24 protein-coding genes are annotated in these 22,139 nt (G+C 71.3%); 8 read left to right on the top strand and 16 right to left on the bottom strand.

Translation table 11 applies throughout. The features are described from left to right. Positions 1–43 precede the first annotated feature (43 nt). Positions 44–1,177: an Mrp/NBP35 family ATP-binding protein gene (locus QA861_RS14870; RefSeq protein WP_334588799.1), complete on the top strand. Its 1,134-nt coding sequence runs from the start codon at positions 44–46 to the stop codon at positions 1,175–1,177. A gap of 155 nt (positions 1,178–1,332) precedes the next feature. Here QA861_RS14870 and QA861_RS14875 read toward each other — a convergent pair whose 3' ends face one another. The 5 genes from QA861_RS14875 to sigE form a co-directional block, all read right to left on the bottom strand. Then, complete coding sequence (locus QA861_RS14875) at positions 1,333–1,992, bottom strand: hypothetical protein (protein ID WP_443041482.1); 660 nt, start codon at positions 1,990–1,992, stop codon at positions 1,333–1,335. 219 nt (positions 1,993–2,211) lie between these two features. Further along, positions 2,212–2,646 (bottom strand): sec-independent translocase, encoded by a 435-nt coding sequence (locus QA861_RS14880; protein ID WP_334588801.1) that lies wholly within the window; start codon positions 2,644–2,646, stop codon positions 2,212–2,214. Between the two features lie 209 nt (positions 2,647–2,855). Further along, positions 2,856–4,496: a S1C family serine protease gene (locus tag QA861_RS14885; RefSeq protein ID WP_334588802.1), complete on the bottom strand. Its 1,641-nt coding sequence runs from the start codon at positions 4,494–4,496 to the stop codon at positions 2,856–2,858. Positions 4,497–4,639: 143 nt separating this feature from the next. Next, complete coding sequence (locus QA861_RS14890; RefSeq protein WP_334588803.1) at positions 4,640–5,635, bottom strand: anti-sigma factor family protein; 996 nt, start codon at positions 5,633–5,635, stop codon at positions 4,640–4,642. Then, positions 5,632–6,348, bottom strand: a complete 717-nt coding sequence (gene sigE / locus QA861_RS14895; RefSeq protein ID WP_334588804.1) for an RNA polymerase sigma factor SigE — start codon at positions 6,346–6,348, stop codon at positions 5,632–5,634. Before sigE ends, QA861_RS14890 begins: the two co-directional genes overlap by 4 nt. 257 nt (positions 6,349–6,605) lie before the next feature. On the opposite strand from sigE, the gene QA861_RS14900 reads away from it, so the two are divergent. Further along, complete coding sequence (locus tag QA861_RS14900) at positions 6,606–7,304, top strand: O-methyltransferase (RefSeq protein ID WP_078507217.1); 699 nt, start codon at positions 6,606–6,608, stop codon at positions 7,302–7,304. A gap of 84 nt (positions 7,305–7,388) precedes the next feature. Here QA861_RS14900 and QA861_RS14905 read toward each other — a convergent pair whose 3' ends face one another. Then, on the bottom strand, positions 7,389–7,556 hold the full coding sequence (locus QA861_RS14905; RefSeq protein ID WP_003966491.1) for a DUF3117 domain-containing protein: 168 nt from the start codon (positions 7,554–7,556) through the stop codon (positions 7,389–7,391). A gap of 381 nt (positions 7,557–7,937) precedes the next feature. Here QA861_RS14905 and chcB point away from each other — a divergent pair, with 381 nt between their 5' ends. After that, entirely contained in the window at positions 7,938–8,741 is an 804-nt protein-coding gene (gene chcB, locus QA861_RS14910; RefSeq protein ID WP_334590558.1) for a 2-cyclohexenylcarbonyl CoA isomerase, read from the top strand. Between the two features lie 52 nt (positions 8,742–8,793). Here the strand turns inward: chcB and QA861_RS14915 are convergent, their stop codons facing one another. Together QA861_RS14915 and QA861_RS14920 are read right to left on the bottom strand one after the other, a co-directional pair. Next, positions 8,794–9,384: a DNA-3-methyladenine glycosylase I gene (locus tag QA861_RS14915; RefSeq protein WP_334588805.1), complete on the bottom strand. Its 591-nt coding sequence runs from the start codon at positions 9,382–9,384 to the stop codon at positions 8,794–8,796. Continuing rightward, the gene (locus QA861_RS14920) at positions 9,381–9,731 is read right to left on the bottom strand and encodes a DivIVA domain-containing protein (RefSeq protein WP_334588806.1); all 351 of its coding nucleotides are present in this window, start codon (positions 9,729–9,731) and stop codon (positions 9,381–9,383) included. The genes QA861_RS14915 and QA861_RS14920 overlap by 4 nt, the downstream gene beginning before the upstream one ends. Before the next feature lie 182 nt (positions 9,732–9,913). Here QA861_RS14920 and folP point away from each other — a divergent pair, with 182 nt between their 5' ends. After that, on the top strand, positions 9,914–10,774 hold the full coding sequence (gene folP, locus QA861_RS14925; protein WP_334588807.1) for a dihydropteroate synthase: 861 nt from the start codon (positions 9,914–9,916) through the stop codon (positions 10,772–10,774). A gap of 142 nt (positions 10,775–10,916) precedes the next feature. Here the strand turns inward: folP and QA861_RS14930 are convergent, their stop codons facing one another. Continuing rightward, complete coding sequence (locus tag QA861_RS14930) at positions 10,917–11,675, bottom strand: LOG family protein (protein ID WP_334588808.1); 759 nt, start codon at positions 11,673–11,675, stop codon at positions 10,917–10,919. A 126-nt stretch (positions 11,676–11,801) separates the two neighbouring features. Then, positions 11,802–12,881, bottom strand: coding sequence for a succinyl-diaminopimelate desuccinylase (gene dapE, locus QA861_RS14935; RefSeq protein WP_334588809.1), 1,080 nt, complete (start codon positions 12,879–12,881; stop codon positions 11,802–11,804). A gap of 151 nt (positions 12,882–13,032) precedes the next feature. Between dapE and QA861_RS14940 the strand changes: the two genes are divergently transcribed. Beyond that, positions 13,033–14,010: a VldE C-terminal domain-containing protein gene (locus tag QA861_RS14940; RefSeq protein WP_334588810.1), complete on the top strand. Its 978-nt coding sequence runs from the start codon at positions 13,033–13,035 to the stop codon at positions 14,008–14,010. Between the two features lie 319 nt (positions 14,011–14,329). Continuing rightward, positions 14,330–14,782: an ATP-binding protein gene (locus QA861_RS14945; RefSeq protein ID WP_334588811.1), complete on the top strand. Its 453-nt coding sequence runs from the start codon at positions 14,330–14,332 to the stop codon at positions 14,780–14,782. Between the two features lie 94 nt (positions 14,783–14,876). Here the strand turns inward: QA861_RS14945 and QA861_RS14950 are convergent, their stop codons facing one another. Together QA861_RS14950 and fdxA are read right to left on the bottom strand one after the other, a co-directional pair. Further along, the gene (locus QA861_RS14950; protein WP_334588812.1) at positions 14,877–15,968 is read right to left on the bottom strand and encodes a bifunctional succinyldiaminopimelate transaminase/glutamate-prephenate aminotransferase; all 1,092 of its coding nucleotides are present in this window, start codon (positions 15,966–15,968) and stop codon (positions 14,877–14,879) included. 125 nt (positions 15,969–16,093) lie between these two features. Further along, positions 16,094–16,420 carry a ferredoxin gene (gene fdxA / locus QA861_RS14955; protein ID WP_006375731.1) on the bottom strand — a complete coding sequence of 109 codons (327 nt, stop codon included), beginning with the start codon at positions 16,418–16,420 and terminating at the stop codon, positions 16,094–16,096. Between the two features lie 141 nt (positions 16,421–16,561). Here fdxA and QA861_RS14960 point away from each other — a divergent pair, with 141 nt between their 5' ends. Both QA861_RS14960 and QA861_RS14965 read left to right on the top strand, forming a co-directional pair. Then, the gene (locus tag QA861_RS14960; RefSeq protein ID WP_334588813.1) at positions 16,562–17,563 is read left to right on the top strand and encodes a GNAT family N-acetyltransferase; all 1,002 of its coding nucleotides are present in this window, start codon (positions 16,562–16,564) and stop codon (positions 17,561–17,563) included. Between the two features lie 16 nt (positions 17,564–17,579). Continuing rightward, positions 17,580–18,443 (top strand): transglutaminase family protein, encoded by an 864-nt coding sequence (locus QA861_RS14965; protein ID WP_334588814.1) that lies wholly within the window; start codon positions 17,580–17,582, stop codon positions 18,441–18,443. A gap of 103 nt (positions 18,444–18,546) precedes the next feature. Here QA861_RS14965 and QA861_RS14970 read toward each other — a convergent pair whose 3' ends face one another. The 4 genes from QA861_RS14970 to QA861_RS14985 are packed head-to-tail and all read right to left on the bottom strand — an operon-like array spanning position 18,547 to position 21,996. After that, positions 18,547–19,164, bottom strand: coding sequence for a response regulator transcription factor (locus tag QA861_RS14970; protein ID WP_334588815.1), 618 nt, complete (start codon positions 19,162–19,164; stop codon positions 18,547–18,549). Beyond that, positions 19,161–20,333 carry a sensor histidine kinase gene (locus tag QA861_RS14975; protein WP_334588816.1) on the bottom strand — a complete coding sequence of 391 codons (1,173 nt, stop codon included), beginning with the start codon at positions 20,331–20,333 and terminating at the stop codon, positions 19,161–19,163. The genes QA861_RS14970 and QA861_RS14975 overlap by 4 nt, the downstream gene beginning before the upstream one ends. Further along, positions 20,330–21,070: an ABC transporter permease gene (locus QA861_RS14980; protein ID WP_334588817.1), complete on the bottom strand. Its 741-nt coding sequence runs from the start codon at positions 21,068–21,070 to the stop codon at positions 20,330–20,332. The genes QA861_RS14975 and QA861_RS14980 overlap by 4 nt, the downstream gene beginning before the upstream one ends. Beyond that, on the bottom strand, positions 21,067–21,996 hold the full coding sequence (locus QA861_RS14985; protein ID WP_334588818.1) for an ABC transporter ATP-binding protein: 930 nt from the start codon (positions 21,994–21,996) through the stop codon (positions 21,067–21,069). Before QA861_RS14985 ends, QA861_RS14980 begins: the two co-directional genes overlap by 4 nt. Positions 21,997–22,139 lie beyond the last annotated feature (143 nt).

Below are 22,139 nucleotides of genomic sequence, written 5' to 3' on the forward strand. Positions count from 1 at the left end.
CGGGCTTTCCGGAGGCGGTGTTCGGCCCCGTACCATCGGGGTCATGGCTACGGAAGACGCGGTGCGTGAAGCACTGGCGACGGTGAACGACCCCGAGATCCAGCGACCCATCACCGAACTCGGGATGGTGAAGTCGGTGGAGATCGGCGCGGACGGAGCGGTCGCGGTGGCCGTGTATCTCACGGTCTCCGGCTGCCCGATGCGCGACACGATCACGAAGAACGTGACGGAGGCGGTCTCGCGGGTCGAGGGTGTCACGCGCGTCGACGTCGAGCTGGACGTCATGAGCGACACCCAGCGCAAGGAACTGGCGTCCGCCCTGCGCGGCGGCCAGGCCGATCGCGAGGTCCCCTTCGCGAAACCGGGCTCCCTCACGCGCGTGTACGCGGTCGCGTCCGGCAAGGGCGGCGTCGGCAAGTCGTCGGTCACCGTCAACCTGGCGGCGGCGATGGCGGCCGACGGCCTCAAGGTGGGCGTGGTCGACGCCGACATCTACGGCCACAGCGTGCCGCGCATGCTCGGCGTCGAGGGCCGTCCGACCCAGGTCGAGAACATGATCATGCCGCCGTCGTCGAACGGCGTGAAGGTCATCTCCATCGGCATGTTCACCCCGGGCAACGCCCCGGTCGTCTGGCGCGGCCCGATGCTCCACAGGGCCCTCCAGCAGTTCCTGGCGGACGTGTTCTGGGGTGACCTGGACGTGCTTCTGCTGGACCTCCCGCCGGGCACGGGCGACATCGCGATCTCGGTGGCCCAGCTGGTCCCGAACGCCGAGATCCTGGTCGTGACGACGCCTCAGCAGGCGGCGGCCGAGGTGGCCGAGCGCGCGGGCGCCATCGCCGTACAGACCCACCAGAAGATCGTCGGCGTGGTCGAGAACATGGCAGGCCTGCCCTGCCCGCACTGCGGCGAGATGGTCGACGTCTTCGGCACGGGCGGCGGCCAGAGCGTCGCGGACGGCCTCACCAGGACGACGGGAGCGACGGTGTCGGTCCTCGGCTCCATCCCGATCGACGTCCGCCTGCGCGAGGGCGGCGACGACGGCAGGCCGGTCGTCCTGACAGACCCCGACTCCCCGGCGGGCTCGGCCCTGCGAGCGATCGCGGGCAAACTGGGCGGCAGGCAGCGGGGCCTTTCGGGACTGTCGCTGGGCATCACCCCACGGAACAAATTCTGACGGGGGGACAGCCGGGTCTTTGCTTTTAGGGGCGCGGGGCTGTATCTGATTGCGGCTCCGCCGCGGGGCGCGACAAGCCACGACGGCGCGGCACCCGCCACGCAACGCATCCCCCTACGGCGATGGGGCGCCGCGAACAAACGGCGCCCCGAACCTCACGCGTACACGCCGATGTCCTTGATCACGGCGAAGCCGAGCCCATACGCGCTCATCCCCCGCCCGTACGCCCCCACGTGCACACCCGCCTGGGTCGACCCGGCGAGAACCCACCCGAACTCCGACTCCCGGTAGTGGAACGGCGTAGGCACCCCGTCGACCGGCAGCGACAACGTGGACCAGTCGCCACCGGCGAGATCGTCCGCGAGGACCCACGCCGTCTCGGTCTGCTGGTCCAGCCAGTCGTCGCGGAGAGTGTGGTCCATCTGACCGGGCCAGGTGAACGACAGCAGCCCCACCCCCGCCAGCCAGGCCGCCGACGAGACCGAGGTGGCCTCCAGCAGCCCCGTGCCGTCCGCACTGCGCCGTACGGGGTTGGCGGCCACGGTGACCACCACCGCGAACCGCTCCTTGTCCTCCCCCATCGCCTCGTGCCGCACGGAGGGTTCGTCGCCGTGCCCGATCGAACCGTGCTCGACGGCGCCGTCGGCCGCCGTACCCACCTGCATCAGCCAGCGCGGTCCCGTGAAGGCCTCGTCGAGGCCGTACCAAGGGAAGGGCGCCAGCAGATAGCCGTCGACCGTGCGCCGGGCGAAGGGGACCTGTTGTCCGCCCTCCGCGGCCGGCGCCTGCGCGCCCACCCGACTTGTCGTCTCCATGTACCCGGACGCCTCCTCGTTCTCGTCGGACCGGAGCGGCCCGCCCCCCTTCGGGCGGCGTTGTTCGCCCATGTACGGCCCCACAACAACTCGGCAGCATATCCACACCGATCGGGGCAGCAGGGAAAGCGCCCGGCGCGTGGGCCGCGCAGACGTCCTTATCGGGCCGTCCGGGGCCCGGTCGGAGTATGAATCACGTCACGCGCGGACCTACGACGCTCAGGTGGCGTCCGCGTCGAACGGCGGGCGCTCGTCCGGCTCGGGCTTCTTCGTCATGTCGACGGTGCCACCGGAGGAACCCGAGGACGAAGACGAGGTGGACGAGTCCGACTCGCGGCCCTGAACCGCGTCCGTGACGTCGGCCATCTCCTTCTTCAGGTCGAAGCCGTTGCGGATCTCCTTGAGCCCCAGCTCGTCGTTGTCCAGGTGCTTGCGGATGAACGTCTTGGGGTTCAGGTCCTCGAACTCGAAGTCCTTGAACTCGGGGCCCAGCTCCGTGCGGATGTCTTCCTTCGCGCTGTCCGAGAACTCCCGGATCTTGCGGATGGTGCGCGTGACGTCCTGGATCATCTTCGGAAGCTTCTCCGGACCGAAGACGAGCACGGCGAGGAGCACGAGCGTCACCAGCTCGAGCGGTCCTATGTCATTGAACACCTGAAGCTCCTTGCGATGTCCTCGGTCCTCGGCCCTCGGTGGTCCGTGCGGTCTTCGCGGTCTTCCGTGGTCCGGGCCGGTTCCACGGTACCCGGCCATCCTGTCCCACCGGTACCGTCCGGGGGGCCAAGAGTGGGTGTACGCCACCGGTTTTCCGGGATGTTTGCCTAACGGGGCCCGGTCGGGGCCCGCCACCTGTGAGGTTTCTGTCAGTTGCCGCCGGCGGAGCCCAGAACGAGGGAGATCGTCCGCTCGCTGCCGCCGCGCACCAGGGACAGCTTCAGCCGGTCGCCGGGGCGGTGGGCGCGGATCCTGACGATCAGTTCCTCGCCGGAGTGCACGCGCCGGCCGTCGACCCCGGTGATGACGTCGCCCGCCGCCAGGCCCGCCCGGTCGCCGGGGCCGCCGGTGGTGACCGCGGGCCCGCCGTCGTTGCCCTTGGTGCCCACGCGGGCACCGTCGCCGCTGTAGTCCATGTCGAGGCTGGCGCCGATGACGGGGTGGGTCGCCCGACCGGTGTTGATCAGTTCCTCGGCGACGCGCCTGCCTTGGTTGATGGGGATGGCGAACCCGAGCCCGATCGACCCGGACTGGGTTCCCTCCAGGCCCGAGGCGCCGTCGGCGGAGCGGATCGCGGAGTTGATCCCGATGACCCTGGCCTCGGCGTCGAGCAGCGGCCCGCCGGAGTTGCCCGGGTTGATGGACGCGTCGGTCTGGAGCGCGTCGACGTACGACACGTCGCCCCCGTCCCCGTCCCCGCCCCCGGCGGTGATGGGCCGTTCCTTGGCGCTGACGATGCCGGACGTGACGGTGTTGGGGAGGTCGAAGGGCGCTCCGATGGCGACGACGGGATCACCGACCGCCACGTTGTCGGAGTTCCCGAGGACCACGGGCCGCAGTCCGTCGACTCCGCTCACCCTGACGACGGCGAGATCGTATCCGCTGTCCCGTCCGACGATCTCGGCCTCGGCGGTCTCGCCGCCGCTGAACGTCACCGTCACCCTGCCGTCCGCGCCGGCGGCCTCGACGACGTGGTTGTTGGTCAGGATGTGTCCCCGGCCGTCGAGTACGAACCCGGTTCCGGTGCCCTCCGCCCCGGCGCCGCGTACATGCAGTGTCACCACGCTGGGCAGGGCACGCGCGGCGATCCCGGCCACACTGCCCGGAGCCCGCCCGAGGGACTCGTCCTTCGCGGCCTGCGACAGCCGCACCCGGTCGCCGTCCGCGCCATGGCGCTCCAGATACGACCCGACGATCCCACCGACGCCCCCGGAGAGCAGCGCGAGCACCAGGGCCCCGGTGACGAGCCCCCGCTTCCGCGCCCCCGGCCGGCCGCCGACAGGGACGGCCCCGGTCTGCTGGGGAGGGGAGGCGGTGCGAGCCGCCCATGGGTCGTAGCGCCGCCAGGGGTCTTCGGCGGGCGTCAGGGGCTCCGCTACGGCCGTACCGTCCGCCGGGGTCACCTGGGTCGGCGCCGGGTGCTGGACGGGCGGAGCGGGCGCCCAGGGGCCGGGATGACCGTACGGAGGCGTGCTGTAGGGATCGGAGGGGTCGGCATCGGGGACGGGCGGGGAGTCCGCCGCGACGGCAGCCACGGGTTCGGGCACGCCGACGGGCAGCGGAAGCTCGAAGTCCCCGTCGTTTCCGTCCCCGTCGTCGCCTGTGTCTCCCTCGGCCGGGCCGGGTATCGCCCGAGGCCGCTCCAACTCGAAGTCGCCTGCGGTGTCAGCGCGGACGTCAGTGCCGGCGTCGGCGCCGGCTCCGGTCGAGTCCGACGCCTCCTGACCGGGCGCCGATTCCCCGCTGGACCGGCTCCACCAGTTGGCCTTCGCGGGCTTCCCCTCGTTCATGCTCTCCCCACACCTGGCCCGCCCGACAGCTCGTCGGCGGTGTCCGCGGGGTCACTGACGCGGTGAACCACCGCTCCACCGACCGCTGTTGCGCGGACCGCCGATACGCGGCCCGCACCTCGGATTCAACCAGGTTCGTGGGGTCAGCGGACCGTGTCCGGCGTGGACGGGGACGGCGGGTAGGACGAGTCGGTCGTCGGCGCCATGAGCAGGCCCTGGAGCACCACCTCGGGCGCCGTCGACCAGGAGGTCAGGGCGACCTGCGGGGCCTCCAGCGGGCGTATGAGCGGGGACAGCACCGCGGCGGCGGCCACCACCGGCGCGGTCAGCGGATGCACGGCCGCGCGCTCCCGGCCCCCGGGGGGCGGTGCCGGGATGCCCGGCAGCAGCGGCGCCGAGGCCTCCGTCGACGCCACCGGCGTCCGGCCGAACGTCCCCTGACCCGTTCCCGGTGAGAACAGCGGACCGACGGAGCGGCGCCGCTGACTGTCGGGCGCCGTCGAGGTCCCACCGCCCTGTGGCCGCATCGGCGTCACATTGCTGCCACCGGAGGTGCCCCGGGCGTCCGTCGTGTCGGCGGGAACGCCCGTCGACACCCCGCCCAGCGCGATCGCCGCCAGCGACACCGCGCCGGCGGCGGCGAACGCGAACCGCAGTCCGCGCGAGGACGACCGGTCGGTGTCATGACGGCCGACGTCATGGATACGGAAACCCCGGCCAGGCGCGGGCGGGAGCACGGAGGTGTGCGGGCGGGTCGGAACGTACCCGAAGCCCTCCCCTTTCACCCCGAAGACTCCTGAGCCGACTCCTGGGCCCCCGGGGAACCCGGAGAGGCCGTCGGTGAATCCTCCCCCGCCCAGCGGTGAGCCGCCGGAGTCGGAATCACCTCCTCCGGGAAGGCCCTGAAGGCGGGCCAGGAAACTCTCGGAGGGCGGCGGCGGGGCCATCTCCGCGAACACGTTCTTCAGACGGCGCTGTGCGTCGGCCTCCGCCTTGCACTTCGGACAGGTGGCCAGGTGCGCCAGGACGCGCTCACGCGTCTCATGACCGAGTTCTCCGTCCACAAGGGCGGAGAGCCGGTCTCCCAGATGCTGCTCGGCGAGACGACGCTCGGCCGAGTACGGCCGTGATCCACTCACGCGGACGCGCCCCTCCCTCCCAGCGCGGCCACCCGTGGCACCGCGAAACGACGCTCGGCACGGGCCTCCGGAGAGCGGTGCGCGAGGGCCTTGCGGAGCTGGGATCGGCCTCGGTGGATACGGGAGCGGACGGTGCCGAGCTTCACGCCGAGAGTCGCGGCGATCTCCTCGTACGACAGTCCCTCGATGTCACAGAGGACGACGGCGGCGCGGAACTCGGGCGCGAGGGTGTCCAGCGCCTGCTGGACGTCCGCGTCGAAGTGCGCGTCGTTGAAGACCTGCTGCGGGGACGGCTCACGGCTGGGCAGTCGCTCGGCCGCGTCGTCGCCGAGGGCGTCGAAACGGATGCGCTGCTTGCGCCGGACCATGTCCAGGAAGAGATTGGTGGTGATGCGGTGCAGCCAGCCCTCGAAGGTGCCGGGCGTGTATGTCGACAGCGAGCGGAAGACGCGGACGAAGACTTCCTGTGTGAGGTCCTCGGCGTCGTGCTGGTTGCCGGTCAGGCGGTATGCCAGGCGGTAGACGCGGCCGCTGTGCGTGCTGACGATCTCCTCCCACGAGGGCGGAGTCCACGCCTGCCCGTCCGCGTCGGTGGAGAAGGTCGCGGTCTGGGCTCGGTCAGCGGCGTGGCTCGGGTCAGCAGCAGTGTTGTTCACGGATTTCGGCCTACCCCCTGATCCGAGAAGGCGCCTCAGCGCTCCTCCCCGATCCACAGGCGCAGCCGCACCTCCCCTGTCGGCTCTGGTGGTGTCCAGCGGAGCCCCTACCCTAGCCACCCCGCCCGTTAGCTCCGGATAAGCGGTTTTACGAGGAATTGATGTGCGCCGATCCGGGTCCCACGGCCGCGTCAGCACCTGCACGGCGTTGCCGCTGTTCTCGGTGTTCCCGGTGTTCTGGTCCATCCGCTGGTCCCCCATGTCTCACCGTGTCTGCCCCACCTCGTCCCGCACCCCTCTAAACGACTGGTCCCATCTGCGGGTTCCCGAGCTCAACGGATACAGTCACGCCCAGGCAACTGCGGGGACAGGAGAGGGTCATTACCGGCAACCGGCAGACGAGCTGGGCGTTCGCCGACGCCTTTGTCGCCGAGGACGAGGCACTGCGCTGGGCCAGGGACCGGGCCCGCGAGGCAGGGCTGCGCTCGGTGGCGCCCAGCACGGGCGCCGCGCTACGGCTGCTGGCCGCCTCCGTGGACGCGAAGGCGGTGGCGGAGATCGGGACCGGGACGGGCGTCTCGGGCATGTATCTCCTGCACGGCATGCGCCCGGACGGAGTCCTGACGACGGTCGACCCCGAGCCGGACCACCAGCAGTTCGCCCGCCAGGCCTTCCGCGCGTGCGGCTTCGCCAGCAACCGCGCCCGTTTCATCCCGGGCCGCGCCCTGGACGTGCTGCCCCGGCTCGCGGACGCCGGCTACGACCTCGTCTTCTGCGACGGTGACCGGCTGGAGAGCCTGGACTACCTAGCTGAATCGTTGCGTCTGCTCCGTACGGGTGGTCTGGTGGTTTTCGAGGGCGTCTTCGCCAATGGCAGGACGGTCGATTCGGGGCCGCAGCCCACCGAGGTCATACGGCTTCGGGAGCTGCTGCGCGCGGTGCGCGAGAGCCAGGAACTGGTGCCGTCCCTGCTGCCGGTGGGCGACGGCCTGCTGTGCGCGGTCAAGCGCTGAGCCCAGGTCGAGGGCAAAACAGCGCCCCGGCACCGTACGTTCACGGTGCCGGGGCGACTGAAAGGGTTTGGACGCGTCCGCGCGTCAGCCGACGACCTTCTTGAGGGCATCGCCCAGAGCGTCGGCCTCGTCAGGGGTCAGCTCGACGACGAGTCGACCGCCGCCTTCGAGCGGAACGCGCATGACGATGCCCCGCCCCTCCTTTGTCACCTCGAGCGGGCCATCGCCCGTCCGCGGCTTCATGGCCGCCATGCTCGTTCCCCTTCCTGAAACCAGCTCATCGTCGCCGACGGCCCCTTAGGAGGGCACGCGTATCCCCTCATGGGACGCACGTCACCGGCATCGAACACATTGCTTCCCAGCCATTATCCCGCATCTCAGGACCCTATGACCAACATCAGTCGGCATCGCTTGGGCAACGCGCGCGATCAAAACCACTCAATTCGGCGATGTGACTGCGATACTTCGCCGCCGCGCGGACTCTCGGCCCACCGCCGCCGAGCCGGAAATCTTTGACGCAGGTCACATGACCGGCCCCCTCCTCGGCGCGTGATCTCCGCCATGCTGTCATGGGACGAGTACGTACTGACCAGTACGCAGGACGACGCAGCCGCGACACCGGAGGGGACCCCCATGGCCGACACCGTGCTCTACGAGGTGCACGACGGGCTGGCGACGATCACGCTGAACCGCCCCGAGGCGATGAACGCGTTGAGCATCGCGACCAAGGTCGCGCTCCGGGAGGCGGTCCAGGCGGCGGCCACGGACGACGCCGTAAGGGCGGTGCTGCTGACGGCCGCCGGTGACCGGGCGTTCTGCGTGGGCCAGGACCTGAAGGAGCACATCGGGCTGCTGGCCGCCGACCAGGAGGCCGGCACGGGCGAGACCATGACGACGGTCCGCGAGCACTACAACCCCATCGTGCGGGCTCTGACGGGCATGCCCAAGCCGGTGGTGGCGGGCGTGAACGGCGTCGCGGCCGGGGCGGGCTTCGGCTTCGCGCTCGCCGCCGACTACCGGGTCGTCGCGGACACCGCGGCCTTCAACACGTCGTTCGCGGGCGTGGCCCTGACCGCCGACTCGGGCGTCTCCTGGACACTCCCGCGCGTGGTCGGCCCCGGCCGGGCCGCCGACCTGCTGCTGTTCCCGCGCAGCGTCAAGGCGCAGGAGGCGTACGAACTGGGCATCGCGAACCGGGTCGTCCCGGCGGCGGAGCTGCGGGCCGAGGCCGAGAAGACGGCACGGGCGCTGGCGAACGGCCCGACGGTGGCGTACGCGGCCCTCAAGGAGGCCATGGCGTACGGCTTCACCCACTCCCTCACCGAAACCCTGGAGAAGGAGGACGAACTGCAGGCCCGCGCGGGCGAGTCGGAGGACCACGCGATCGCGGTGCGGGCGTTCGTCAACAAGGAGAAGCCGAAGTTCCTGGGGCGTTAGGCCGGGGCGGGAGCACTGCCGGGGAGCGCCTTCCACGCGTCCGACGCGTCCCCTATGGGGCGCTCCTCGCCACGCACGTCTCCAGGTGGTCGTCCACCAGGCCGCACGCCTGCATCAGCGCGTACGCGGTCGTGGGGCCGACGAAGCGCAGGCCGCGCTTCTTCAGGGCCTTGGACAGGGCGGTCGACGCGTCGGTGACCGCCGGTACGTCGGCAAGGGTCCGGGGAGCGGGCCGGGAGGCCGGGTCCGGGGCGTGGGACCAGATCAGCTCGTCCAGGTCCCCCGGCGCCCAGTCGGCCAGCACGCGCGCGTTGGCGATCGTCGCGTCGACCTTGGCGCGGTTGCGGATGATGCCGGCGTCGGCGAGGAGCCGTTCACGGTCGGCGTCCGTGAAGACCGCGACGGACGAGATCTTGAAGTCGGCGAAGGCGGTACGGAAGCCCGCCCGGCGGCGCAGGATGGTGATCCAGGAGAGGCCGGACTGGAAGGCCTCCAGGGAGAGCCTCTCGAAGAGGGCGTCGTCGCCGTGGACCGGGCGGCCCCACTCCTCGTCGTGGTAGATCACGTAGTCCGCCGTGGACAGCGCCCAGGGGCAGCGCAGCGCCCCGTCCGGGCCTGCCAGGGCCACGCCGGGGTCGCTCACTGCTCGTTCCCCTCGACCGGCTTGTCCATGGTGATCCGGGGCGCGGCCTGGGCGCCGGCCAGCGCGGACTCCAGGTCGGTGATACGGGCGTCCCGTTCGGCGAGTTCGGCGCCGAGGCGGGTGAGGGCGTCGTCGACGTCCGACATGCGGTAGCCGCGGGCCGCGAGCGGGAACCTGAGGGACTCGACGTCGTCGCGGCCGACCGGGCGGTCGAGCGGCAGGAGGTCCTGGAGTCGCTCGGGAGCGGCCTCCGGCAGGACGGCGCTGTCACCGCCGCCCACCACGGCCAGCGTCACCGCGGTGACCACGACGGCGAGCGCGACGACCAGGAACAAGAACATCAACATCGCTGGGTCCCCACGGGATTCGGCTGGATCGGGTTGATCGGAACTGCGGTGCCTGTTGCGGCAGGCTCCGATCGTGCCATGCGAGTCTGGCAGTTAGGGTCGCAGGCGGCCGAATACAGGGCTGATTGCCTGGCCGGGCACAGGAACCGTTCCGGGAAACGCACAAGGAGAGGTCACAGGCGATGCTCAGACTGGGAGGGCGTGAGTTCGGCGCGCACGAGCCTGTGATCATGGCGATCGTGAACCGGACCCCGGACTCGTTCTACGACCAGGGAGCCACCTTCCGCGACGAGCCGGCGCTCGCACGCGTGGAGCAGGCGGTGTCCGAGGGTGCCGCCATCATCGACATCGGCGGCGTGAAGGCGGGGCCCGGCGAAGAGGTGACGGCGGCGGAGGAGGCGCGGCGGACGGTCGGCTTCGTGGCGGAGGTACGGCGCCGCTTCCCCGAGGTGATCATCAGCGTGGACACCTGGCGGGCCGAGGTGGGCGAGGCCGTGTGCGAGGCCGGCGCGGATCTGCTGAACGACGCGTGGGGCGGCGTGGACCCGGGTCTCGCGGAAGTCGCGGGACGGTTCGGGGTGGGGCTGGTGTGCACGCACGCGGGCGGTGCGGAGCCTCGGACACGGCCGCACCGGGTGGCGTACGAGGACGTCATGGCCGACATCCTGCGGGTGACCGTCGGGCTGGCCGAGCGGGCGGTGTCGCTGGGGGTGCCGCGGGAGTCGGTGATAATCGATCCCGGGCACGACTTCGGGAAGAACACGCGGCACAGCCTGGAGGCGACGCGGCGGCTCGGGGAGATGGTGGAGACGGGGTGGCCGGTGCTGGTGTCCCTGTCCAACAAGGACTTCGTGGGCGAGACGCTGGACAGGCCGCTGAAGGAACGGCTGGTGGGGACGCTGGCGACGACGGCGGTGTCGATGTGGCTGGGGGCGCGGGTGTACCGCGTCCACGAGGTCGCGGAGACCCGGCAGGTCCTGGACATGGTGATGTCGATCGCGGGACATCGCCCTCCGGCGGTGGCGCGGCGGGGGCTGGCGTGACGCCGGACGGGCTGGATTCAGCCCGTCCGGCGTTTGAGGACGAGGCCCGTTCAGGGCCGTAGGGGGGTCTGGGGGCGCAGCCCCCAGTGGGGGTCCCCCTCTGGGCGGCGGGGGCGAAGATCCGCCCGTCCGAGCCCAGCGCTCAGCGTCCCGCCTCCTTGGACACCAAGGCCACCGCCTCGTCCACGTCGTCCGTGACGTGGAACAGCATCAGGTCCTTCTCCGACGCCTTGCCCTGGGCGATCAGCGTGTTGGTCAGCCAGTCGACCAGACCGCCCCAGTACTCGCTTCCGAACAGGACGATCGGGAAGCGCGTTACCTTCTGCGTCTGGACGAGGGTGAGCGCCTCGAAGAGTTCGTCCAGGGTGCCCAGGCCCCCGGGCAGGACCACGAAGCCCTGCGCGTACTTCACGAACATCATCTTGCGGACGAAGAAGTAGCGGAAGTTCAGGCCGATGTCGACGTAGGGGTTGAGCCCCTGTTCGAAGGGCAGCTCGATGCCCAGCCCCACCGAGACGCCCTTCGCCTCGCACGCGCCCTTGTTGGCCGCCTCCATCGCGCCCGGGCCACCGCCCGTGATCACCGCGAACCCGGCCTCCACCAGGCCCCGTCCGAGCCGGACGCCCGCCTCGTACTCCGGGGAGTCCGTCTTCGTCCGCGCCGAGCCGAACACACTGATCGCGGGCGGGAGTTCGGCCAGGGTGCCGAAGCCCTCGATGAACTCCGACTGGATGCGCAGCACCCGCCAGGGGTCCGTGTGGACCCAGTCGGAGGGGCCGCCCGCGTCGAGGAGACGCTGGTCGGTCGTGCTCGCCTGGACCTGCTCGCGTCTGCGCAGCACCGGTCCGAGCCGCTGCTCCTCCGGGGGTTGCTTCTTGCCCTCGGGGTTGCCGGTAGCCATGGCCGCTCCCTTCCTCCACCTACTGTCGTTCCACCTCAGCGTAGATCTCCGCCGGTTACGGGCGGGGGACGTGAGGATGTCCGCCGTGAAGCGCCGCTTCCCGGCGACGCCGGAACCCTTGCCGGGTCATGACGTCAGCCAGGCCCGCAGCCGTTCCTCACCCGCCAGGATCTTTCCGGTTTCCACCCGTTCGTCCCGCTTGTGCGCCAAGTGCGGGTTTCCCGGGCCGTAGTTGACCGCGGGGATACCGAGCGCGCTGAAACGCGACACGTCCGTCCAGCCGTACTTGGGCTGCGGGGTGCCGCCCACCGCCTCGATGAAGGCCGCCGCCGCGGGGTGGGAGAGACCCGGGAGGGCCGCGCCGCTGTGGTCGTCGACGACGAACTCCGTGACCCCGCAGTCCGCGAACACCTCCCGTACGTGCGCGAGGGCCTCGGCCTCCGAACGGTCGGGCGCGTAGCGGAAGTTGACCGTCACCACGCACTCGTCGGGGATGACGTTGCCCGCCACCCCGCCCCCGATCCGGACGGCGTTCAACCCCTCCCGGTACTCCAGGCCGTCGATCACCGGGTAACGCGGCTGGTAGGAGGCCAGCTTGGCCAGGATCGGGGCCGCCGCGTGGATCGCGTTGGAGCCCATCCAGCTGCGCGCGGAGTGGGCCCGCTCCCCCGACGTCTTCAGCAGCACCCTCAGCGTGCCCTGGCAGCCGCCCTCCACCTGGCCGTCGGACGGCTCCAGCAGTACCGCGAAGTCGCCCTCCAGCCAGTCCGGGTGGGCCTCGGCCATGTGCTTGAGGCCGTTCAGCTCGGCGGCGACCTCTTCCTGGTCGTAGAAGACGAACGTCAGGTCCCGGTTCGGTTCCGGCACCGTGGCCGCGATCCGGAGTTGGACCGCGACCCCTGACTTCATGTCGCAGGTGCCGCAGCCCCACAGGACCCCGTCGTCGTCCAGCCTCGACGGCACGTTGTCGGCGATCGGGACCGTGTCGATGTGGCCGGCCAGGATCACGCGCTGCGCGCGGCCCAGGTGCGTCCGGGCGACGACGTTGTTGCCGTACCGCTCGACCGTGAGGTGCGGGAGGGCACGCAGGGCGCTCTCGATCGCGTCCGCGAGTGGCTTCTCGCTGCCGCTCTCCGACGGGAAGTCGACGAGCCACGCGGTCAGGAGGGCGGCGTCCAACGTGAGGTCAAGCGGGGTATCGGCCATGCCGACGACCCTAACTCGCCGTCCCGCCGGGCCGCCGCGCACCGCCCCTCCGCCTTACCGTGCCACCCCACACCGTCTCCTCACCCTCTTCCGAACCCCGTCCTCACCCGACACGCGAGCCGCACTCCCTACTCTCCAGTACCTTGTACGGATGCCGGAGCCGTCCCCCACTCGCACACGTCGTGGCCGCCTTCTCCGTCGTGGGGCGTCCTTCGTGGTCCTGCTCGCCGTCGCGGGCTATCTCGCGGTGCAGTACGTCACCGGCGGCACCGGGGATCCGGCCTGCGAGGTCGTCTCGGCGGGCGGCGACGGAGCCGCGTACGAGTTCACGCCGGAGCAGGCGGTCAACGCGGCGACGATCACCGCGGTCGGCACCGCGCGCGGGCTGCCCGAACGGGCCGTCGCCATCGCGCTGGCGACCTCCCTCCAGGAGTCGGGGCTGCGCAACATCACCCATGGTGACCGGGACTCGCTCGGCCTGTTCCAGCAACGGCCCTCGCAGGGCTGGGGTACGGCGAAGCAGATCCAGGACCCGACCTACTCGGCAGGCGAGTTCTACGACCATCTCGTCAAGGTCTCCGGCTATGCGCGACTCCCTCTCACCGAGGCGGCGCAGCGCGTGCAGCGCAGCGGCTATCCGGAGGCGTACGCGAAGCACGAGCAGGACGCGACACTGCTGGCGGCGGCCCTGACCGGCCGTGCGGCGGCCACCCTGACCTGCGAGGGCCGCCCGGAGACCACCCCGGCCGGCGGCACGGACGCCGTACGGGCGGCGCTCGTACGGGACTTCGGCCGCGACGTGCTCGCGGTGGCCGTGGCCGAGGTGGGCCGGAAGACCGCCGCCAAGCCCACGCCCGCCCCCACCGCGACGACGGCCGCCGACCGGCGGACCGTGACCCTTCCGGTGTCCTCGGACACCGGAAGGGCCGCCGGGCTGACGGTCCGCGAGCGCGGCTGGCAACTGGCGCACTGGGCGGTGGCCAACTCCTCCGCGCTGCACATCGAGAACGTCTCGTACGCGGGCCGCCGCTGGACGGCCGGCAACACCGACAGCGAGTGGCGTCCGGTCGGGACGGAGAAGGGCTCGGGCGGGGGCACGGACGCGGTCCGTATCGTCACCACCCAGTAGTACGGACAGGGGTGCGGGGTGTCACCCGCGAGGGTTACTCCTGTCGGATCGCGGTGGAAGTCTGCGCGGGTTTTCAGCGAGTCGCTCCTCCATCCGTGCACTGTCCGTCAGAACCCTTGCGAACAAAGGGCTGCAACGCGCCACAAGGATTCACCCGACTTTCGGACCGGGTGGCCTTTGCCCGTTTTTATCCGCAGCCGATAATGCGACGCATTGCCAACTCTTTACGTTGGGGCGCCGCAACCTTCAGGGGCCTTCGAGCGGTAGTCACTGCGTCCGAGTCCGGACGATCAACAGTCAACCGAAACTCAGGAGCAACATGACCCTCCCCCTGACCCGCCGGATCGCCCGTGCAGCGCTGCTCGTCGCGGCGGGAGCGGCAGCCGGGGTCGGTGCGGCCGGCGCCGCCAGCGCGGCGCCCGCCGGGCTGCCCGCCACTCCGAACCTGAGCGGCCTGACCGCCCTGGACGGGGCGAACGTCGGCAACACCGTCGACGGCGCGGCTCAGAACGTCTCCGGGCTCGCGGGCCAAGCCGGTGGCGACGCGGTCAAGAAGTCCGTGCCGGCGGCGGCCGCGACCGGCGGCCAGGTGGCCAAGAAGGCCACGCCCGCCGCGCAGAAGACGGCCGGTGGAGCGGCGGGCGACGCCGGTGGCCTCCTCGGCGACACCGCGGAGACGGCCACGAAGGGCGGCCTGCCCACGGACGCGCTCCCCACGAAGGGCCTGCCCGGCGCCGGCCAGCTGCCCCTCCAGGGCCTGCCGCTGGGCTGACCCGAGCAGCGGTGACCAGGTGATGGCGGAGGGGCCCGGGGATCTTCCCCGGGCCCCTCCGTCGCGCTGTCTGTCGTACGGACCGTCCTACCGCCTACAGGCGGGCGACGGCCGCCGCCACCCGCTCGTCCGTCGCCGTCAGGGCCACGCGCACGAACGTGTCGCCCGCCGTGCCGTAGAAGTCGCCCGGGGCCACCAGGATGCCCAGGTCGGCGAGGTGGGCGACGGTGTCCCAGCAGGACTCGCCCCGGGTCGCCCACAGGTAGAGGCTGGCCTCGCTGTGTTCGATACGGAAGCCGTGCCGCACCAGGGCCTCACGCAGGGCCGTACGACGGGCCACGTACCGTTCGCGCTGCTCGCGCACATGCGTGTCGTCGCCGAGCGCGGCCACGACCGCCGCCTGGGTGGGCGCCGAGGTCATCATGCCGCCGTGCTTGCGGATCTGCAGGAGCGGGCCGAGGACCGCCGGGTCACCCGCGAGGAAGGCGGCGCGGTAGCCGGCCAGGTTGGAGCGCTTGGAGAGGGAGTGGACGGACACGATCCCCTCGTAGGAGCCGCCGCACACGTCCGGGTGCAGTACGGAGACCGGGTCGGCCTCCCAGCCCAGCTCGAAGTAGCACTCGTCGGAGAAGATCAGCACGCCGTGCTCGCGGGCCCAGGCGACCGTCCTGGTCAGCTCCTCCTTGCTCAGCACCCGGCCCGTGGGGTTCGAGGGCGAGTTGAGCCAGAGCAGCTTCAGGTTCGTCGGGTCCAGCTCGGTCGGGTCGTCGTAGACCTCGTACTCGGCGCGGGCCAGCCGGGCGCCCACCTCGTAGGTCGGGTAGGCGAGGCGCGGGTAGGCGACCTTGTCGCCGGGGCCCAGGCCCAGCTGCGTCGGGAGCCAGGCGACCAGTTCCTTGGAGCCGACGATCGGCAGGACGTGGTGGTGGGTGATGCCCCGGGCGCCCACTCGCCGTTCGACCCAGGCGGTGAGCGCGTCACGCAGCTCGGGCGTGCCCCAGACGGTCGGGTAGCCCGGCGAGTCGGCGGCCGCGACCAGCGCCTTCTGGATCAGCTCGGGGACCGGGTCCACCGGCGTGCCGACCGACAGGTCGACGATGCCGTCCGGGTGCGCGGCGGCCGTCTTCTTGTACGGCTCCAGCTTGTCCCAGGGGAAGGTGGGGAGGCGGTCGGAGACTGCGGACACGGGATCTCGCTCACTTTCGGGTACGTACCTGCGTACGGCAAACGCCTCGGTCCCGTACGGCGATCACATGACGGGAGTGATCAGGCCGTACGGGACCGAGGCGGCGCGGGTTCTGCGGGCCGCTCTCAGCCGGTCTGGTTCTGCGGCGGCAGCGCGGCGATGAAGGGGTGATCGCGCTCGATCAGTCCCAGCTTGCTGGCGCCACCGGGCGAGCCGAGCTCGTCGAAGTACTCGACGTTCGCCTTGTAGTAGTCCTTCCACTCCTCCGGAGTGTCGTCCTCGTAGAAGATCGCCTCGACCGGGCAGACCGGCTCACAGGCGCCACAGTCGACACATTCGTCCGGGTGGATGTACAAGGACCGGGAGCCCTCGTAGATGCAGTCGACCGGGCACTCTTCGATGCACGCCTTGTCCTTGACGTCGACACAAGGCTGCGCGATGACGTAGGTCACGCTGTCGTTCCTCCTCGATAGGGCGCTGGCGAGCCGTCTTCAGGCTCCGCCACCTGGCGCGCGGGAGCGCGGCGTCGTCGATGCCCGCACCTAGTATCTCCGTTCCCGGGCATGATCCATACAGGAGGGGTGAACTGACCTGTGGAAATCTCCGCGGCAGGCCGTCTTGAGGTCCGTATTACCACTGCTGACGTGGGCAAACGTGTCTCTGTTCGACGGCTGAACGAAGAAGCTCCCGGTAATGAGAAATTCACCGACACGGTCGGTGTTCTCACATCATGGGACGAAGACGCCGGTGTGCTTCTGATCACACGCCGGAACGGGGAGCGTGTTCAGGTCGCGGAAACGTCCCTGGTGGCGGGCAAGGTCGTGCCGGCGGCCCCCGCCCGTCGCCGCGGTCCCGCCGCCGCGTACGAGGAGCTGGCGCGGGTCTCCGCGCGTGCCTGGCAGCCGGTGGAGAGCGAGCGGCTGGGTGAGTGGGAGCTGCGGGCCGCTTCCGGGTTCACCCGGCGGGCCAACTCGGTGCTGCCGGTCGGCGACCCCGGCCTGCCGCTCGACGAGGCGCTGACCGTCGTACGGCGCTGGTACGGCGAGCGCGGCCTGCCCGCCTACGTCCAGACCGCCACCGGCGCCGAGGGCACGCAGGAGCTGCTGTGCGCCCAGCTGGAGGAGCGCGGGTGGACGCGTGAGGTGACGGCCGAGCTGTGGGTCGGGGGACTGGCGCCCGTCGCCGATCTCGGCACCGGCGCGGCGGACGTCGTACTGTCCCGGGAGGCCGACGAGGCGTGGCTCGCGCGGTACCAGCGCAAGGGCGTGAGTGACGTGGCGCTGGCGGTGCTCGGGAGCGGGCCGTCGGTGTGGTTCGCGACCGTGCCGGGAGGTGAGGGCGCGGCTCCGGCTGCCATCGGGCGGTGTGTCGTGGACGGGCGCTGGGCCGGGTTCGCCGCCGTCGAGGTGGATCCCGGCAGGCGGCGGCAGGGGCTGGCCTCGGCTGTCATGGCCGCGCTGGCCGAGCGGGCGCTGGAGGAGGGGGCCTCGGCTGCCTGGCTCCAGGTGGAGGCCGACAATGCGGGGGCACGGGCCCTCTACGCCGGGATGGGGTTCGCGGCGCATCACTCCTACCACCACTATCGATCGGCGTGAGAGGGCAGGGCCTGTCATGCGTTTCCCTCATCCCCCGCCATATCCTCCGGAGCCCGGACGGTCCGCCGAGCTGCGGCAGCTGTTCGCCGACGAGGCCAGGTCCGGGCGGCCCGATCTGACGACGCTGTGTCTGCTGATGGGCTCGGTCGCGGACCGGGCGCTCGACGAGGCCGGCGTCGACGCCGTGCACATGGAACTCGACCGGCTGGCCGGGCAGTTGCCGTTCCGGCCGGGCGGCCCACGCGCCTGGGCGACAGCCCTGCGCGAACTCCTGGGCGAGCGCCACGGGTTCCGGGGCGGCCCCGCCGACTACCAGCGACTGGAGTCCTCGCTGCTGCACGAAGTGCTGGTACGGCGGCGGGGGTTGCCGATTCTGCTGTCCGTGCTGTGGATGGAGGTCGCCCGGCGGGCAGGGGCTCCGGTGCACGGGGTGGCGCTGCCCGGGCACTTCGTCGTGGGGTTCGGGCCGGTCGACGAGCAGGTGCTCGCCGATCCCTTCGACGGAGGGCGGGTGCTGAGCGGGAGCGACGCGGAGTTGCTGGTGGCGGGGGCCACGGGCGAGGCGTTGGAACCATCGATGCTGATGCCGGCGGATCCGCTGGATGTGATGCTGCGGGTGCTGAACAACGTACGGGCGTGGGGAGCGGCTCGGCCGGAGCGGTCGGAAGTGTCCCTGTGGGCGGTGGAGTTGGCGTTGCTGCTGCCGTCGCATCCGGCTCGGCTGCGGTACGAGCGGGCTCAGTTGCTGGTGCGGCGGGGGGAGTTCGTGGCGGGGGCGGCGGAGCTCGAGGGGTACGCGGAGATCGTGTCCACGTTCGATCCGCCGGCGGCGGATCGGATGCGGGGGCAGGCCCGAGCGGCTCGGGCCAGGTTGAACTGAGGTGGGTGTTTCGGGTGCGGGTGCGGGTGCGGGTGCGGGTGCGGGTGCGTCGTGGCTGGTCGCGCAGTTCCCCGCGCCCCTAGGTCCGCTACCGCGAGGCCTCTTACAACCAGCCCTTCTCTCTCGCTATCCGTACCGCTTCTGTTCTGTTCCGTGCCGTCAGTTTCTGGATGGCTGTGGAGAGGTAGTTGCGGACCGTTCCCTGGGAGAGGTGCAGGGTCTTCGCCAGCTCCGCGTTCGTCGCGCCGTCCGCCGCCGCGCGCAGCACCTCGCGTTCGCGGTCCGTCAGCGGGTTGGCGCCGTCCGCCAGTGCGGCTGCCGCCAGGGTCGGGTCGATGACGCGCTCTCCGGCCAGCACCTTGCGTACCGCTGCCGCGAGTTGGGCGGCGGGGGCGTCCTTGACGAGGAAGGCGTCCGCCCCGGACTCCATGGCGGCGCGGAGGTAGCCGGGGCGGCCGAAGGTCGTGAGGATGACCAGCTTCAGAGACGGGAACTCCCGGTGGAGCTGGGCCGCCGCCTCGATGCCGGTCGCACCCGGCATCTCGATGTCCAGGAGGGCCACGTCCAGGTCGGCGTGGGCACGGGCGGCCTGCAACACCTCGTCGCCGCGCGCCACTTGGGTCACGACCTCGATGTCGGGCTCCAGGCCGAGCAGCGCGGCCAGCGCCTCACGGACCATCGACTGGTCCTCCGCCAACAGGACCTTGATCATGCGGGTCATGAAGCGGATCCTACGTCCGCCGCAGCCGACGCGGTGCCCGTCGGCACCCTGGCCACCAGGCGGAAGCCGCGTTTCGTGCGGGACGTCTCCAGGGAGCCGCCCGCCTTCTCCAGGCGTTCCGCCAGGCCGGTGAGACCGTTGCCGGGAGTGCCGACCGAACCGGCGCCCGGGCCGTCGTCCGCGACGGACAGTTCGAGCACCGGGCCGTCCAGGGTCTGCCGGCTCAGCACCTCCACCGTGCAGCGCCGGGCCCCGCTGTGCCGTACGACGTTCGTCACCGCCTCGCGCAGCGCCCAGGCGAGGGTCGCCTCCGCGTCCTCGTCGACGTCGGCCGTGACCGGGTCCTCCGGAAGGCCGGCCGTGATGCCCGCCGCCGTCAACGCGACCTGCGCGCCCGCCAGTTCACCGGCCAGCCGGGGGCGACGGTAGCCGCTGACCGCCTCGCGTACGTCGACCAGGGCCTGGCGGCTCACCTGCTCGATGTCGGCCACCTGCTGGGCCGCCTTCTCGGGGTGGGCGGGGAGCATCCGGCCCGCCAGCTCGCTCTTCAGGGTGATCAGGGAGAGGGAGTGACCCAGCAGGTCGTGCAGGTCCCGCGCCAGCCGCAGCCGTTCCTCGTTCGCCGCGAGTTGGGCGACCGTGGCCCGGGCCTCCCTCAACTCGATCGTCGTGCGCACGAGTTGCCGTACGCCCGCCATGGCGGCACCGCCGAGCAGGGCCGGGACGATGAGGCCGGCCAGGTAGGAGTGGCCGCCGGGGACCACCAGCGCGACGCCCGTCATCAGGGCCGCGTTGGCGGCGATCGCCCAGCGGGACATGCGGAGCGGCAGGGCGGCGCCGGACGAGGTGGACACGTACACGAACAGGACCAGCCACTCACGGCCCAGGGAGAGGGCCAGGACGGTCGACTGGGCCGCGAGGAGCGCCAGGGAGGCCACCACCAGGCGGGTCGTCTCGCCGCGGCCCGTGCGGAAGACCAGGGACGCGTAATAGGCGACGAAGGCCACCAGGCCCAGCCAGCCGAGGACTTGTACGCCCTTGCTGTGGCCGCCGTGCAGGAGGTCGCTGACCGGTGCGCCCAGGTAGACCAGCCAGACCCCGATCCACAGGGACTTCATCAGCCGCGTCTTACGGTTCGTCGGGCGCTGCCCGATGCCGATGCCGCTCACGCCTTCAGCGTGTCCTTCCGGTACAGCCAGGCCGCGCCGCCCGCGAAGAGGACGAACGAGACGGCCAGGATCGCCACATCCTTCATCTGCGGGGCGTCGCCCAACTCGATGGATTGCCCCAGCGCAGCGTACGCGTGCGTGGGCAGCCACTTCGCGATGTTCTGGAGCCAGTCGGGGAAGGTCGTCGTCGGCACCCACAGGCCACCGAGCATGGAGAGGCCGAAGTAGACGATCATCGTGATCGGGCGGACCGCGTCCCCGCTCGCCAGATAGCCGATGGCCACCCCGAGCGCGGCGAAGACCAGGCTGCCGACCCAGATCGCCCCGGTCAGCGCCAGCCACTGCCACGCGTCCAGGCGGACGTTCTTCACAGCCGCCGCGACGGCGAAGACGATCACGATCGACGGGAGGCTGATCACGGCCGCGCTCGCCGTCTTCGCCAGCACATAGCCCCGGCCCGGCAGCGGGGTGAGCCGCAGCTGCCGTACCCAGCCGCTCTCGCGCTCCTTGGCGATGCGCTCGCTGTTGCCCATCAGGACGGCCGTCAGGGCGCCGAAGGAGGCCATGGAGACCATGAAGAAGGTCGGGAGGTTGAGATGGGTGCCCGTCACCTTCGTGGTGCTGTCCGCGCTGCCCGCGATCAGCAGGAACAGCGCGGAGGGGTAGATCACCGAGAAGAACAGGAACTTGCGGTTGCGCAGGGCCCGGGTGATTTCGAGTCGGATGAGGTCGTTCATGCTGTGCGCGCCTCCTCGGCTGCGGCGGTGAGGGTGACGAACGCCTGCTCAAGGCCCAGGCCGGCCACTTCGAGGTTGCGCGGGTAGAGGCCGAGCCCGTACACGGCGTGGACGGTCGCGTCGGCGTCGGAGGACTGGATGCGGACGGTCTGCCCGGACACGTCGAGGGCGGTGAGGAAGGGCAGGGCCCGCAGGACCTCCTCCTCCACCGGAGACTCCCCGGTCTCCAGGTCGAAGGAGATCCGGCGCGCGCCCGCCTTCGCCTTGATCTCGGCGGCCGTGCCGTCGGCCAGCAGGCAGCCCCGGTGCAGGACGAGGACGCGGTCCGCTATCGCGTCCGCCTCCTCCAGGTAGTGGGTGGCGAACAGGACCGTACGGCCCTGGTCCGCCTGCTCGCGCATGGTCGCCCAGAAGGCCTGGCGGGCGGTGACGTCCATGCCGGTCGTGGGCTCGTCCAGGACGATCAGGGCGCTGTCCCCGGCCGTGGCGAGCGCGAACCGGACGCGCTGCTCCTGGCCGCCGGACAGCTTGTTGACCTTGCGGTCGGCGAGCTGGGTGATCCCGGCCCGGGAGAGGACCTCGCCGACCGGGAAGGGTCGCGGGTGCAGACCGCAGACCAGCGACACGAGTTCGCGGACGGTGACCTCGTCCATCAGGCCGCCGCTCTGGAGCATGGCGCCGACGTGGCCGCCGACGATGGCCTCGCGGGGGCTCTTGCCGAGGACGCGGACCGTGCCGCTGTCGGGCTGCTTGAGGCCGAGGAGCAGGTCGAGGGTGGTCGACTTGCCGGCGCCGTTGGGGCCCAGGAGGGCCACGGTCTCGCCGGGCCGGAGGGTGAGCGCGAGCCCGTCGACGGCCCGTACCTCGCCGTAGCTCTTGGTGACCTGGTCGAACTCGACCACGGTGGTGGTTTCCATGAGGTCCATCGTGGCCGCGAGCCAGGTCCGCCCGGCAGTGCCGAGGGTCCTGACTCGCGGATGACAGATGTCATGAGTGCGCGGGCCCGCGCCCCCTAAGGGGCGCGGGGAACTGCGCGACCAGCCCCCACCGGGCCGCAGCCAAAGAACTG

Source organism: Streptomyces sp. B21-083 (genome assembly GCF_036898825.1).
In the GTDB taxonomy this organism is placed as follows: domain Bacteria; phylum Actinomycetota; class Actinomycetes; order Streptomycetales; family Streptomycetaceae; genus Streptomyces.

What these genes read in the sequence shown, in the direction of transcription:
- QA861_RS14985 (WP_334588818.1), bottom strand. Translation starts at nt 21,996, where the DNA reads ATGGACCTCATGGAAACCACCACCGTGGTCGAGTTCGACCAGGTCACC.
- QA861_RS14930 (WP_334588808.1), bottom strand. Translation starts at nt 11,675, where the DNA reads ATGGCTACCGGCAACCCCGAGGGCAAGAAGCAACCCCCGGAGGAGCAG.
- QA861_RS14885 (WP_334588802.1), bottom strand. Translation starts at nt 4,496, where the DNA reads ATGAACGAGGGGAAGCCCGCGAAGGCCAACTGGTGGAGCCGGTCCAGC.
- QA861_RS14965 (WP_334588814.1), top strand. Translation starts at nt 17,580, where the DNA reads ATGCGTTTCCCTCATCCCCCGCCATATCCTCCGGAGCCCGGACGGTCC.
- QA861_RS14940 (WP_334588810.1), top strand. Translation starts at nt 13,033, where the DNA reads ATGCCGGAGCCGTCCCCCACTCGCACACGTCGTGGCCGCCTTCTCCGT.
- QA861_RS14970 (WP_334588815.1), bottom strand. Translation starts at nt 19,164, where the DNA reads ATGACCCGCATGATCAAGGTCCTGTTGGCGGAGGACCAGTCGATGGTC.
- dapE (WP_334588809.1), bottom strand. Translation starts at nt 12,881, where the DNA reads ATGGCCGATACCCCGCTTGACCTCACGTTGGACGCCGCCCTCCTGACC.
- QA861_RS14875 (WP_443041482.1), bottom strand. Translation starts at nt 1,992, where the DNA reads ATGGAGACGACAAGTCGGGTGGGCGCGCAGGCGCCGGCCGCGGAGGGC.
- QA861_RS14920 (WP_334588806.1), bottom strand. Translation starts at nt 9,731, where the DNA reads ATGTTGATGTTCTTGTTCCTGGTCGTCGCGCTCGCCGTCGTGGTCACC.
- QA861_RS14870 (WP_334588799.1), top strand. Translation starts at nt 44, where the DNA reads ATGGCTACGGAAGACGCGGTGCGTGAAGCACTGGCGACGGTGAACGAC.
- chcB (WP_334590558.1), top strand. Translation starts at nt 7,938, where the DNA reads ATGGCCGACACCGTGCTCTACGAGGTGCACGACGGGCTGGCGACGATC.
- QA861_RS14945 (WP_334588811.1), top strand. Translation starts at nt 14,330, where the DNA reads ATGACCCTCCCCCTGACCCGCCGGATCGCCCGTGCAGCGCTGCTCGTC.
- QA861_RS14980 (WP_334588817.1), bottom strand. Translation starts at nt 21,070, where the DNA reads ATGAACGACCTCATCCGACTCGAAATCACCCGGGCCCTGCGCAACCGC.
- QA861_RS14905 (WP_003966491.1), bottom strand. Translation starts at nt 7,556, where the DNA reads ATGGCGGCCATGAAGCCGCGGACGGGCGATGGCCCGCTCGAGGTGACA.
- folP (WP_334588807.1), top strand. Translation starts at nt 9,914, where the DNA reads ATGCTCAGACTGGGAGGGCGTGAGTTCGGCGCGCACGAGCCTGTGATC.